The organism is Pseudomonas sp. Sample_23 (genome assembly GCF_004307595.1).
Classification (GTDB): Bacteria; Pseudomonadota; Gammaproteobacteria; order Pseudomonadales; family Pseudomonadaceae; genus Aquipseudomonas; species Aquipseudomonas atacamensis.
The window spans coordinates 143,641-156,707 of sequence record NZ_RCNX01000048.1; the positions used below are offsets into that span (position 1 = coordinate 143,641).

A 13,067-nucleotide genomic window follows, 5' to 3' on the forward strand; every position below is an offset into this window, starting at 1 on the left:
GCTAGGCTGACGACTTGTTCCCCTGCTGCGATAAACCTGATGCCATTGCGCCAGCGCCTTGAAAACCTGCCGGTCGGCCAGAAACTGCTGGCCGCCCTGCTGGTGTTGTTGACCACGGTTCTGCTGGTCGCCAACCTGACCTTTATCAGCGCCGCCTACTACATTTCTCAGGAAAGCATGGCGCCTCAGGCCCTGCAGACCATCGGCCGGCTGATCGCCAATCCGAGTCTGGTCAGCGATGCGCTGGAGTCGCCGCGCAGCGCCGAGCGCCTGCTCAAGGAGCTCGACAGTTATTCACCGCTGCGCGCCGCCGCCCTGTACGACGGCAAGGGCGAACGCCTGGCGCAAGTGCAGCGCGGCGAGAAACTCAGTCTCCCCGAGCGCTACCGCCACGTCGAAGCCTGGCAACTCACCGAGTTTCGCAGCAACCAACTGATCACCCTGCCCCGCCCCGGTGCCGCGCCGGGGCATCTGTTGCTGGTCGCCAGCAGCGAACTGCCGATGGCGTTCTACACCGGCACTCTGACCGCCAGCCTCGGCATCCTGATCTTCAGCGTACTGCTGTGGCTGGTGATTGCCCGGCAGATCAAACGTCTGATTACCCGGCCGATTCATCAGCTGGAGGAATTGTCCCGCCAGGTCACCCGCGAAGAGAACTACGCCCTGCGCGCTGCACGCGGCAACCATGACGAAATCGGCAGCCTGGCCGAGGCGTTCAACACCATGCTTTCGCGCATCGAAGCCCGCGAGCAGCAGCTCAAACGCGCACGCGACGACTCACAGGCCGCCTACGATCAGGCGCAGGGGCTGGCCGAGGAAACCCGCCACACCAACCGCAAACTGGAGCTGGAAGTCCAGGTGCGCAGCAAGATCGAGAAGAAGCTCACCGGCTTCCAGAATTACCTCAACAGCATCATCGACTCGATGCCCTCGGCGCTCATCGCTCTCGATGAGCAGCTTTACGTCACTCAATGGAATCAGGAAGCCAGCGCCCTCTCCGGCACGCGCCTGGATGAGGCTTTGAACCAACCGATCTTCCTCGCCTTCGAACCGCTGAAACCGTTTTTGCCGCAGCTCAAGGCCACCGTCGAACAGCACACCGTGGCCAAAGTCGACCGGGTGACCTGGTTCAAGGACGATGAACCCAAGCATTACGCGCTGACGTTTTACCCACTGATGGGCGGTGCCGGGCGTGGCGTGGTGATCCGTATCGACGACATCACTCAGCGTCTGTCGCTGGAAGAAATGATGGTGCAGTCGGAGAAGATGCTCTCGGTCGGTGGCCTTGCGGCCGGCATGGCCCATGAAATCAACAACCCGCTCGGCGCGATCCTGCACAACGTGCAAAACATTCGCCGGCGTCTGTCGGCGGATCTGCCGAAGAACATCGAGACTGCCGAACAACTGGGCATTGAACTGGACACGGTGAACCGCTACCTGCAAGGCCGCGAAGTCCCGCAACTGCTCGACGGCATTCAGCAGGCCGGCGCCCGCGCGGCGAAAATCGTCACGCACATGCTCAGCTTCAGCCGCCGCAGCACCCGGCAAATGGCGCCGTGCGATCTGCCGGCGCTGATCGATCAAGCCGTTGAGATCGCCGGCAACGATTTCGATCTGGCCATCGGCTTCGACTTCAAGGGCCAGGCGATCATTCGTCAGTTCGACCCTGCCCTCGGTCCGGTGCCGGGCACCGCCAACGAGCTGGAACAGGTGTTGCTCAATCTGCTGAAAAACGCCGCGCAGGCGATCCACCAGCGCGAAGACGACAGCGAGCCGGGCCGGATCATTCTGCGCACCCGGCTCAATCCGCCGTGGGCCGAGATCCAGGTCGAAGACAACGGCATCGGCATGAGCGAGAACGTGCGCAAGCGTACCTTCGAGCCGTTCTTCACCACCAAGGAAATCGGCCAGGGCACGGGGCTTGGTCTGTCGGTGTCGTACTTCATCATCACCAACAATCACAAGGGCCAGATGGAAGTGCAGTCGGCGCCCGGCCAGGGCACTTGCTTCACCCTGCGTCTGCCGCTGGCGCAACCTGCGCCGCTGACCACCGAAACCAATCCACTACCGAGGTAACCCATGGGCTTTCGCTTGTCGAAGATCTACACCCGCACCGGCGACAAAGGCGAAACAGGCCTCGGTGACGGCCGTCGCGTCCCCAAGGATCACCCGCGCATCGAGGCGATCGGCGAGGTCGATACGCTGAACAGTCAGGTCGGCGTGCTGCTCGCCGGTTTGCTCGCCGAGCGCGCAGTGCATCCGGGGCTGAATGAAATCATCGAAGTGCTGGCGCCGTGTCAGCATCGCCTGTTCGACCTCGGCGGTGAACTGGCGATGCCGGAATATCAGGCGTTGAACGAGGCTGAAATCGAGCGGCTGGAAGCGGCGATCGATGCGTGGAATGAAGAGCTGGGGCCGCTGGAAAACTTCATCTTGCCGGGTGGTTCAATGTTGATTGCGCAGGCGCATGTCTGCCGCAGTCTGGCGCGCAGTGCCGAGCGGCGCTGTCAGCATTTGAACTCGGTTGAGCCATTGACCGGGGTTGGCCTGGCGTATATCAATCGGTTGTCGGATTTGCTGTTTGTTGTGGCGCGGTTGATTGCGCGGCGGCAAGGGGTGGCGGAGATTTTGTGGCAGCCGGCTGCGAAACCTGAAGGAAAGTAGCGCCTGTCAGGCCTCTTCGCGAGCAGGCTCGCCCCCACATTTGACTGCGTTCTGAATGAGAGATGCAATCCACTGTGGGAGCGAGCCTGCTCGCGAAGAGGCCGCTAGCCTCAATCGAGAATCAAGCTTCTGGCCAGAACGCCCGAATCCCCGCCACACCCTGAGCCCCAACACCCCAAGCCTTCTCGCGTTCCGCCGGCCCTACTCCACCGAGCAGAAACACCGGTTTACTGAAATCGTCGATCAACGCCTGCGCCTGCTCCCACCCCAACGGCTGTGCATCCGGGTGCGTCAGCGTCGGCTGCACCGGGGACAGGGTGACAAAGTCGACGCCCATCTGCTCGGCCAGCGCCAGCTCTTCAGCGTTATGGCACGACGCCGCGAGCCAGCGCTCGGCTGGCAACGGACGTCCTGCCGCTGCGTATTTACGCAGTTGGGCAGCGGTGATGTGCCAACCGGCAGACGGGAAATCGCCCAGCCATTCGAACGGCCCTTTGATCATCAACTGCGCCTTGCCGGCGCACAGGCCCACCGCATCCACCGCCAGATCACGGTATTTCGGGTCGTAGCCGCTGGGTGCGCGCAGCTGGATCAATTTGATGCCGCCGGCAATCGCCTTCTGGATGCCGCGCAACAGTGCCGGGCCTTCCACATCTTCCGGTGTGATCAGGTATTCGGCAGGCAAGCGCGCTGCCGCGACGATTGGCTGGTTGGCCGCCGGGAACTCGTAGTTGATCAATTCCCTGGCAGTGACCCAAGCCAGTGGCTGGCCTTCCGCGCCGTGGGGTTCGCCGCTGAACGCCGAGACTTCCCAGACATCCAGCAACACCTGTTTGTCCGGGTAATCGTGGCGAACTTTGATCAGCGGCCGCGCAGCATCAACGATGACGCCCAGCTCTTCGTGCAGCTCGCGAGCCAGTGCCGATTCGACCGATTCGTCAGCCTCGACCTTGCCACCGGGAAACTCCCACAAGCCGCCCTGATGCTGGGTGTCGGCACGGCGGGCGATAAGAATTTTGCCGGCACCGTCACGGATGACGGCAGCGGCGACGTGGACGCGTTTCACGGATTCAATTCCTCCAGTCCAGCCTTTTGCCACGCTTTGAAGGCGGGCCATTGGTAGACGGTTTCAACATAGGCTTCGTCGACCGCCGGCAGCTTCACCTGATAGGTGCGCAAGCGCACGGCGATCGGCGCGAAAAAGGCATCGGCAAGGCTGACACGACCGAACAGGTACGGCCCCTCTTCCGTCGCTGCCGCGCGGCATTCGGCCCACAGCGCGAGCATGCGTTCGATATCGACCTTCACTTCTGGCGGCACCGGGTTCAGCGGTGCGTCCTGGCTCAGGTTGAACGGCATGTGGTTACGCATGGCGAAGAAGCCGCTGTGCATTTGTGCGCAGGCCGAGCGGGCCTGGGCGCGGGCGAAGGTATCGCTCGGCCAGAGTTGCTCGGACGGAAACTGTTCGGCGAGATATTCAGCAATGGCCAGCGAATCGGCGATGGTGCCACGGGTGGTTTGCAGCAGCGGCACCTTGCCGGTCGGCGAATGCTTGAGCAGGCGCTCGCGGGTGTCGGGCTTGCCGAGCTTGATCAGCTCTTCGCTGTAGGGTGCGCCGGTCAGTTCCAGCGCCAGTGCCGCACGCAGGGACCAGGAGGAAAGCAGTTTGTCGCCGATGATCAGGTGCAGGGACATGGTGTGGCGCCTTTTCGTCAGAGGAATGCTTCTGAATGGGTTGTGTCCGGATCGCCGCTTTCGCGAGCAGGCTCGCTCCCACAGAGAACCGAGCTGCAGCGAGAATACCCTGTGGGAGCGAGCCTGCTCGCGAATGGAGCGGCTCGGTCCCGGATCAGGTCAAGTACGGTATTCAGCGTTGATCTTCACGTACTCATGCGACAGGTCGGTGGTCCAGATGGTTTCGCTGCAATCGCCGCGCCCCAGTTCGATGCGAATGGTGATTTCTTCCTGCTGCATCACCGCCGAGCCCTGGGCTTCAGTGTAGGTCGCGGCGCGAGCGCCACGGCTGGCGATGCACACGTCGCCGAGGAACACGTCGATCTTGCTCACGTCCAGATCCGGCACGCCGGCACGACCCACGGCAGCGAGGATACGGCCCCAGTTCGGATCAGAGGCGAACAGCGCGGTCTTGATCAGCGGCGAGTGGGCCACGGTGTAACCGACGTCCAGGCATTCCTGGTGGTTGCCGCCGCCGTTCACTTCAACGGTGACGAACTTGGTCGCGCCTTCGCCGTCACGCACGATGGCCTGGGCGACGTCCATGCACACTTCGAATACCGCCTGTTTCAGCTTGGCGAACAGCTCGCCTTCAGCGCGGGTGATCTCAGGCAGCGCGGCCTTGCCAGTGGCGATCAGCATGCAGCAGTCGTTGGTCGAGGTGTCGCCGTCGATGGTGATGCGGTTGAACGACTTGTTGGCGCCGTCGAGCATCAGGTTGTGCAGCACCTCGCGGGAGACTTTGGCGTCGGTGGCGATGTAACCCAGCATGGTCGCCATGTTCGGGCGAATCATGCCGGCACCTTTGCTGATGCCGGTGACAGTGATGGTCACGCCGTCATGCTCGAACTGGCGGCTGGCGCCCTTGGGCAGCGTGTCAGTGGTCATGATGCCGGTGGCGGCGGCTTCCCAGTTGTTCTCCGACAGATCATCCAGCGCAGCTTGCAGCGCGCCTTCGATCTTCTCGACCGGCAGCGGCTCGCCGATCACGCCAGTGGAGTACGGCAGAATCTGGCTGGCATCGACGCCGGTCAGCTCGGCCAACTTAGCGGTGGTGCGCTCGGCAGCCGCCAAGCCAGGCTCGCCGGTGCCGGCGTTGGCATTGCCGGTGTTGGTCAGCAAGTAACGCACAGCATTGTGCACGCGCTTTTTCGCGAGGATCACCGGCGCGGCGCAGAACGCGTTCAGGGTGAACACGCCAGCCACGGTCGAACCTTCAGCACAGCGCATCACCACTACATCCTTGCGCCCCGGGCGCTTGATGCCGGCCGAGGCGATACCGAGTTCAAAACCGGCAACCGGGTGCAACGTTGGCAAAGGACCAAGACCAACAGCCATGAATGCGCTCCTTACTCAATGATGTCAGCACCGCCACGGGAAAGGACGGTGGGATAAATGGCAAAACGCCGCGACGGCAGGAGCCGGTCGCGGCGCGGGGTGTTCAGCGATTGAAACGGGTTTTACTGGATCTGCCCGTGGCAATGCTTGTATTTCTTGCCCGAACCGCAGTAGCACAGTTCGTTGCGGCCCAGCTTCTGCTCGTTGCGAACCGGGGCAGCGGCGGTGGCCAGTGCCACATCGACCTCTTCACCCAGCGCTTCCGGCTGATCCAGCCCAGGCGCTTCGGCGTGTTCGAACTGCATGCGCGCCGCCAGTGCTTCGGCTTCCTGACGCAGGCGTTGCTCTTCGGCTTCCGGATCTTCGCGGCGGACCTGAACGTGCGACAGCACGCGGATCGAGTCGCGTTTGATCGAGTCGAGCAGCTCGGAGAACAGCGTGAACGACTCGCGCTTGTATTCCTGCTTCGGGTTCTTCTGCGCATAGCCACGCAGGTGAATGCCGTGACGCAGGTGATCCATGGTCGACAGGTGGTCTTTCCACAGGTCGTCGAGTACGCGCAGGACGATCTGCTTCTCGAACGAGCGCAGCGCCTCGGCACCGGCCTGATCTTCTTTCTCGTTGTACGCCGCCATCAGCTCGGTCATGAGCTTCTCGCGCAGGGTTTCTTCGTACAGGTGATCGTCTTCGTCGAGCCATTGCTGGATCGGCAGTTTCACGCCGAAATCGCTTTCGATCGACGCTTCCAGACCGGCCACGTCCCACTGCTCTGGCAGCGATTGCGGCGGAATGTGGGCGCTGACGGTAGCGTTGAGCACGTCCTGACGGAAGTCGGCGATGGTTTCGCCGATGTTGTCAGCGGCCAGCAACGTGTTACGCATGTGATAGATCACTTTACGCTGCTCGTTGTTGACGTCGTCGAACTCGAGCAGTTGCTTGCGGATGTCGAAGTTGCGGCCTTCAACCTTGCGCTGCGCCTTCTCGATCGCGTTGGTCACCATGCGGTGCTCGATCGCTTCGCCCGGCTGCATGCCCAGGGCTTTCATGAAGTTCTTCACCCGGTCGGAGGCGAAGATGCGCATCAGGCTGTCTTCCAGCGACAGGTAGAAGCGGCTCGAACCGGCATCGCCCTGACGGCCGGCACGGCCACGCAGCTGGTTGTCGATACGGCGCGATTCGTGACGCTCGGAAGCAATTACCTGCAAGCCGCCGGACTCCAGCACTTGCTGGTGACGCTTCTGCCAGTCGGCCTTGATCTGCGCGATCTGCTCGGGAGTCGGGTTTTCCAGCGAAGCGACTTCCACTTCCCAGTTGCCGCCCAACAGGATGTCGGTACCACGACCGGCCATGTTGGTGGCGATGGTCAGCGCACCCGGACGACCGGCCTGAGCAATGATTTCAGCTTCTTTTTCGTGGAACTTGGCGTTGAGAACCTTGTGTTCGATGCCTTCTTTGACGAGCAACTCGGACATGTGCTCGGAGGTCTCGATGGTCGCGGTACCCACCAGCACCGGACGACCGGCGGCCATGCTTTCCTTGATGTCCGCGACGATCGCCGCATATTTCTCTTCGGCGGTGAGGAACACCAGGTCGTTGTAGTCTTTACGCGCCAACGGTTTGTTCGGCGGGATGACCATGACTTCCAGACCATAGATCTGGTGGAATTCGAACGCTTCGGTGTCGGCGGTACCGGTCATGCCGGACAGCTTGGTGTACAGACGGAAGTAGTTCTGGAAGGTGGTCGAGGCCAGGGTCTGGCTCTCGGCCTGAATGTTCAGACCTTCCTTGGCTTCGATAGCCTGGTGCAGGCCTTCGGACAGACGACGACCCGGCATGGTACGACCGGTGTGTTCGTCGACCAGCACGACCTGACCGTCCTGGACGATGTATTCGATGTTGCGGTTGAACAGCTTGTGCGCACGCAGACCGGCGTAGACGTGGGTCAGCAGGCCAAGGTTGTGCGCCGAGTACAGGCTCTCGCCTTCGGCCAGCAGGCCGACGCGGGTGAGCATTTCTTCGATGAACTGGTGACCGGCTTCGTTGAGTTCGACCTGACGGGTCTTTTCGTCAACGGTGTAGTGACCGGCCTTGGTGACCTGGCCTTCAACTTCTTCGACGTGCAGTTCCAGCTGCGGGATCAGCTTGTTGATCTCCATGTACAGCTTGGAGCTGTCCTCGGCCTGACCGGAAATGATCAGCGGAGTACGCGCTTCGTCGATGAGGATGGAGTCGACTTCGTCGATCACGGCAAAGTTGAGTTCGCGCTGGAATTTTTCATCCATGCTGAACGCCATGTTGTCGCGCAGGTAGTCGAAACCGAATTCGTTGTTGGTGCCGTAGGTGATGTCGGCGGCGTAGGCGGCGCGCTTCTCTTCCGGCGGCTGGAACGGCGTTACGACGCCGACGGTCAGGCCGAGGAATTCATACAGCGGGCGCATCCAGTTGGCGTCACGGCGGGCCAGGTAGTCGTTCACGGTCACAACGTGCACGCCCTTGCCGGACAGTGCGTTGAGGTAAACACCCAAGGTGGCCACGAGGGTCTTGCCCTCACCGGTGCGCATTTCGGCAATCTTGCCTTCGTGCAGAGTCATGCCGCCGACGAGTTGCACGTCGAAGTGGCGCATGCCCATCACGCGCTTGCCAGCCTCGCGGGCGACGGCGAAGGCTTCCGGCAACAGCTTGTCGAGGGTTTCCCCTTTGGCGATACGGGCCTTGAACTCGGCGGTCTTGGCGCGCAATTGATCGTCCGAAAGGGCCACCATTTGCTCTTCGAAGGCATTGACGAGCTGCACCGTCTTGAGCATGCGTTTGACTTCACGCTCGTTCTTGCTTCCAAAAAGTTTCTTTAACAAAGGCGCAAACATATCGGCAGGATCTTCCACACTAAAGGGATGGAGGGCGGCCCCGTGAGTCGCCCGTGCAGCCCTCATGGCCGCATGCGAACGAGCATTCTACCCGGAAACGGTGGTGAGGAAAGTGGCGATGTTCCACGATGCTGGCACTGCGCTTTGACGGGGCTCACTTAAAATAGGGGCGTTTTGCTCAACTTCAACCCGTCGGGGGAAAGAAGTCAGGCGTTGATTTAATGAGCAAATCAGGGACAAAAGCAATGGCCCAGAGGTTCCGCAGCTTTCTGCTACCATGGCGCCTCTGTTCCTTCAGGTGTTCGATCATGGCGTTTCGCCCTCTCACGGCCAGAGCACCCGCCGTTCTGTTACGCGAAGCCAAACCGCTGAAAGCCATCCTCGGCCATGCCCAGCGTCTGGAGCATTTGCAGCGCCTGCTCGAAAGCCAACTGCAACCGGCCGCCCGCGAGCATTGCCGGGTAGCCAAGTGGCGCGAAGGCGAGCTGTCGCTGGTGGTCACTGACGGCCATTGGGCGACGCGACTGCGCTATCAGCAGAAACGTCTGCAGCGACAACTGCAATTGTTCGAAGAGTTCGCCAACCTGACGCGGATCAAATTCAGCGTGCGCCCGCCGATCATCCAGCACCGGGCGGTTGGACACACCGTGGATTTGTCCAGCAGTGCGGCGGAGACGATTCAGTCGACGGCCGACGGGATCAGCGATCCGGGATTGCGCGCGGCGCTGGAGCGGTTGGCGGCGCATGCCAAAAGCAAAACCTGACCGTGCACACCATTGCCATGTGGGAGCGAGCCTGCTCGCGAAGAGGCCATGTCAGACGACATTGATGTTGAACGACACAGCGCTTTCGCGAGCAGGCTCGCTCCCACAGTTTTGATCTCCGATTCTCCTCAGTTCAGCGGCGCTTGCTGCCGCCCAATAAAGACCCCATCAACCCCCGCACCAACTGCTTGCCAAGGTTATTAGCCGCCTGGCGCATCGCTGATTTCAGCGCCTGGCCTGCCGCCGTGCCGAGGAATTCGCCCGCACGATCAGCCAGGCTCGGCTCTTCGGCCGCCGCTTTGCCCGCTGGTGTTTCAGCCTCGGGCGCCAGCCCTTTGCGGCCCATCAAAATCTCGTAGGCCGACTCGCGATCGATCGGCTTGTCATAACGGCCCTTGAACGGCGAGCCGGCGATCAGCACGGTGCGCTCGGTTTCGGTCAGCGGGCCGATCCGCGACTGCGGCGGTGCCACCAGCACGCGCTGGACCATTTCCGGGGTGCCCTTCTCGGTCAGCGTGCCGACCAGCGCCTCACCAATACCTAACTCAGTCAGCACCGACAGACTGTCGAACGCCGGATTCGGCCGAAAGCCATCCGCAACCGCACGCAGGGACTTCTGCTCTTTGGCGGTGAACGCACGCAGGCCGTGTTGAATACGCAAGCCCAACTGCGCCAGCACGTCATCCGGCAGATCCGCTGGCGACTGGGTGACGAAATACACGCCAACACCTTTGGAACGAATCAAACGCACCACTTGCTCCAGGCGTTCCTGCAAAGCCTTGGGCGTGTCGCCGAACAACAAGTGCGCCTCATCGAAGAACAGCGCCAGCAGCGGCTTGTCAGCATCGCCGCGCTCGGGCAGTTGCTCGAACAACTCGGCCAGCAGCCACAGCAGGAACGTTGCGTAAACCTTCGGCGCCTCGTGCACCAGACGGCTGGCGTCGAGCAGATGGATGCGTCCCCGGCCATCGGCGCCCGGTTGCAGGATGTCTTCAAGTTGCAGCGCCGGCTCGCCGAACAGGGCTTCGGCGCCCTGCTGTTCCAGCGTCGCCAAACGGCGCAGCAGCGCCTGGCTGGAACCGGTGGTCATCAGCGCCGCGTCTTCGCCGAGCAACTGCGGGTTGTCCTTGAGGTGGTTGAGCAGCGCTTTCAGATCCTTGAGATCCAGCAGCAACAACCCTTCGCGATCCGCCACCTTGAAGGCAGCGTACAGCGCCGACTGCTGACTGTCGGTCAGCTCGAGCAGGCTGCCGATCAGTAGCGGACCCATTTCGCTCAGGGTGGTGCGCAGCGGGTGTCCGGATTCGCCGTGGATGTCCCACAGCGTGACGGGATAAGCCTGCGGCGTGTGACCGAGCCAGGGCATGCCGGCGATGCGCTCGGCCACTTTGCCCTGCGGGTTGCCAGCGGCGCCGAGCCCGCAGAGGTCGCCCTTGATGTCGGCGGCGAACACCGCCACACCGGCGTCGCTGAACGCTTCGGCCAGACGCTGCAATGTCACGGTTTTACCGGTGCCGGTGGCGCCAGCGATCAGCCCGTGGCGGTTGGCCAGGCGCATGGCCTGAGCGATGGGTTGCGCGGCCGGATCAGCGCCGATAACGAGTTGCGAAGAGTCAGGCATTTTCTCACCCAATGGTTAATCTTTGATGACACATGGCCGATACATAAATTGGATAGACCCATCAGAAAATCGGGTCGGACATTTCCCTAAGGAGAGCCGGAAATATCAGTTTTTCAACCTTGCCCATAGTGCGCGTCTCTATCAAAGCACGCCCAGGACATTAAGACCTTAGCGGAACCCCAAGCCATGAACAAAAACCTGCGCTTCAGCCATAAGATTTTGCTTGCCGCCGCTCTCATCGTCATTGCCGCTTTCGCCTCGTTCACGTTGTACAACGACTGGCTGCAACGCAATGCGATCCGCGATGACCTGAACAACTACCTCAATGAAATGGGCGAGGTCACCGCCGGCAATATCCAGACCTGGCTCAGCGGGCGCATCCTGCTGATCGAGAACGCCGCGCAGAACATCGCCATCAACCCGGAACCTGCCACGGTCGCCAGCCTGCTGGAACAGAAAAGCCTGACCTCGACGTTCATGGCCACCTACCTGGGCGATGCCACTGGCCACTTCACCATCCGCCCGGACGTGAAGATGCCGGACGGTTTCGATCCGCGCGTACGCCCTTGGTATAAAGGTGCCGAAAGCAGCAGCACCTCGACCCTGACCGAACCCTACATCGATGCGGCCACCGGCCAGTTGATCATTTCCATCGCCACCGCGTCGAAAAAGGCCGGGCAGAGCGTTGGCGTGGTCGGTGGTGACCTGAGCCTGCAATCGCTGGTCGACACCCTCGCCGCGCGGGATTTCGACGGCATGGGTTATGCGTTTCTGATCAGCGCCGACGGCAAGATCCTCGTCCACCCGGACAAGGCACTGGTAATGAAGTCGCTCAAAGAAGCCTACCCGCAGGACACGCCGCGCATCAGCAGCGATTTCAGCGAAGTGAGCGTCGACGGCAAAACCCGCATCGTCACCTTCGCCCCGATCAAAGGCCTGCCGTCGGTGAACTGGTACATCGGCCTGTCGATCGACAAGGATCAGGCCTACTCGATGCTCAGCGAATTCCGTACCTCAGCGGTAATCGCAACCATTATTGCCGTGGCAATCATCATCGCCCTGCTCGGCATGCTCATCCGCCTGCTGATCCAGCCGCTGCACGTGATGACCCGCGCTATGGAAGACATCGCCGACGGCGAGGGCGACCTGACCAAACGCCTGAACATCGTCAATAACGATGAATTCGGCATCCTCGGTACCGCGTTCAACCGCTTCGTCGAGCGTATTCACGGTTCGATCCGCGAAGTGTCCTCGGCCACCGGCCAGGTCAACGAAGTCGCGCTGCGCGTGGTCGCTGCGTCGAATTCGTCGATGTACAACTCCGACCAGCAGGCCTCGCGCACTAGCAGCGTTGCCGCCGCGATCAATCAGCTCGGCGCCGCCGCCCAGGAAATTGCCCGCAACGCCGCGCAAGCGTCGAATCAGGCCAGCGATGCCAGGGGTCTGGCCGAAGATGGCCAGCAGGTGGTCGAGCGCAGCATCAAGGCGATGAACCAGTTGTCGAGCATGCTCAGCGCGTCCAGCACCAACATCGAGTCGCTGAACAGCAAGACCGTCAACATCGGCCAGATTCTCGAGGTGATCACCAGCATTTCCCAGCAGACCAACCTGTTGGCGCTGAACGCGGCGATCGAAGCGGCGCGCGCCGGTGAGGCCGGTCGTGGTTTCGCCGTGGTGGCCGACGAAGTGCGCAACCTCGCGCACCGCACGCAGGAATCGGCACAACAGGTGCAGACCATGATCGAGGAGCTGCAAGTCGGCGCCCGGGAATCGGTGAGCACCATGAGCGACAGCCAGCGCCACAGCCAGGACAGCGTCGAGATCGCCAACCTCGCCGGCGAACGCCTGAACAGCGTGACCCTGCGCATTGGCGAGATCGACGGGATGAACCAGTCGGTGGCGACGGCGACCGAGGAGCAGACTGCGGTGGTTGAGTCGATCAACGTCGATATCACCGAGATCAACACGCTGAACCAGGAAGGCGTGGAAAACCTGCAAGCGACCTTGCGCGCTTGTTCGGATCTGGAGCAGCAGGCTTCGCGTCTCAAGCAACTGGTGGGCAGCTTCAGGATTTAAGCTGCG

9 protein-coding genes are annotated in these 13,067 nt (G+C 61.7%); 4 read left to right on the forward strand and 5 right to left on the reverse strand.

Features of this window, described 5'->3' with window-relative positions:
• Nucleotides 1-39: 39 nt before the first annotated feature.
• Nucleotides 40-2,076 (forward strand): HAMP domain-containing sensor histidine kinase, encoded by a 2,037-nt coding sequence (locus D8U82_RS13230; protein ID WP_016773489.1) that lies wholly within the window; start codon nt 40-42, stop codon nt 2,074-2,076.
• Between the two features lie 3 nt (nt 2,077-2,079).
• Complete coding sequence (locus D8U82_RS13235) at nt 2,080-2,664, forward strand: cob(I)yrinic acid a,c-diamide adenosyltransferase (protein WP_130902314.1); 585 nt, start codon at nt 2,080-2,082, stop codon at nt 2,662-2,664.
• A gap of 121 nt (nt 2,665-2,785) precedes the next feature.
• On the opposite strand, the gene D8U82_RS13240 is transcribed toward D8U82_RS13235, so the two are convergent.
• From D8U82_RS13240 to secA, 4 genes are all read right to left on the reverse strand, one after another.
• Nucleotides 2,786-3,730 (reverse strand): Nudix family hydrolase, encoded by a 945-nt coding sequence (locus D8U82_RS13240; protein WP_130902315.1) that lies wholly within the window; start codon nt 3,728-3,730, stop codon nt 2,786-2,788.
• Nucleotides 3,727-4,359 carry a glutathione S-transferase family protein gene (locus D8U82_RS13245; RefSeq protein ID WP_130888828.1) on the reverse strand — a complete coding sequence of 211 codons (633 nt, stop codon included), beginning with the start codon at nt 4,357-4,359 and terminating at the stop codon, nt 3,727-3,729. Before D8U82_RS13245 ends, D8U82_RS13240 begins: the two co-directional genes overlap by 4 nt.
• A gap of 159 nt (nt 4,360-4,518) precedes the next feature.
• Nucleotides 4,519-5,736 (reverse strand): bifunctional glutamate N-acetyltransferase/amino-acid acetyltransferase ArgJ, encoded by a 1,218-nt coding sequence (gene argJ, locus D8U82_RS13250; protein WP_041479803.1) that lies wholly within the window; start codon nt 5,734-5,736, stop codon nt 4,519-4,521.
• 122 nt (nt 5,737-5,858) lie between these two features.
• A complete protein-coding gene (secA, locus tag D8U82_RS13255) occupies nt 5,859-8,600 on the reverse strand; it encodes a preprotein translocase subunit SecA (RefSeq protein ID WP_038861039.1) in 2,742 nt (913 codons plus the stop codon).
• 308 nt (nt 8,601-8,908) lie between these two features.
• Between secA and D8U82_RS13260 the strand changes: the two genes are divergently transcribed.
• Nucleotides 8,909-9,364 carry a DciA family protein gene (locus D8U82_RS13260; RefSeq protein ID WP_130902316.1) on the forward strand — a complete coding sequence of 152 codons (456 nt, stop codon included), beginning with the start codon at nt 8,909-8,911 and terminating at the stop codon, nt 9,362-9,364.
• Nucleotides 9,365-9,497: 133 nt separating this feature from the next.
• On the opposite strand, the gene D8U82_RS13265 is transcribed toward D8U82_RS13260, so the two are convergent.
• The gene (locus D8U82_RS13265; RefSeq protein ID WP_041480025.1) at nt 9,498-10,985 is read right to left on the reverse strand and encodes a helicase HerA-like domain-containing protein; all 1,488 of its coding nucleotides are present in this window, start codon (nt 10,983-10,985) and stop codon (nt 9,498-9,500) included.
• Nucleotides 10,986-11,171: 186 nt separating this feature from the next.
• Here D8U82_RS13265 and D8U82_RS13270 point away from each other — a divergent pair, with 186 nt between their 5' ends.
• Entirely contained in the window at nt 11,172-13,061 is a 1,890-nt protein-coding gene (locus D8U82_RS13270) for a methyl-accepting chemotaxis protein (protein ID WP_024014101.1), read from the forward strand.
• Nucleotides 13,062-13,067 lie beyond the last annotated feature (6 nt).

Coding starts and splice junctions, on each gene's coding strand:
- D8U82_RS13245 (WP_130888828.1), bottom strand. CDS start 4,359: ATGTCCCTGCACCTGATCATCGGCGACAAACTGCTTTCCTCCTGGTCC.
- D8U82_RS13230 (WP_016773489.1), top strand. CDS start 40: ATGCCATTGCGCCAGCGCCTTGAAAACCTGCCGGTCGGCCAGAAACTG.
- D8U82_RS13265 (WP_041480025.1), bottom strand. CDS start 10,985: ATGCCTGACTCTTCGCAACTCGTTATCGGCGCTGATCCGGCCGCGCAA.
- secA (WP_038861039.1), bottom strand. CDS start 8,600: ATGTTTGCGCCTTTGTTAAAGAAACTTTTTGGAAGCAAGAACGAGCGT.
- D8U82_RS13235 (WP_130902314.1), top strand. CDS start 2,080: ATGGGCTTTCGCTTGTCGAAGATCTACACCCGCACCGGCGACAAAGGC.
- D8U82_RS13260 (WP_130902316.1), top strand. CDS start 8,909: ATGGCGTTTCGCCCTCTCACGGCCAGAGCACCCGCCGTTCTGTTACGC.
- argJ (WP_041479803.1), bottom strand. CDS start 5,736: ATGGCTGTTGGTCTTGGTCCTTTGCCAACGTTGCACCCGGTTGCCGGT.
- D8U82_RS13270 (WP_024014101.1), top strand. CDS start 11,172: ATGAACAAAAACCTGCGCTTCAGCCATAAGATTTTGCTTGCCGCCGCT.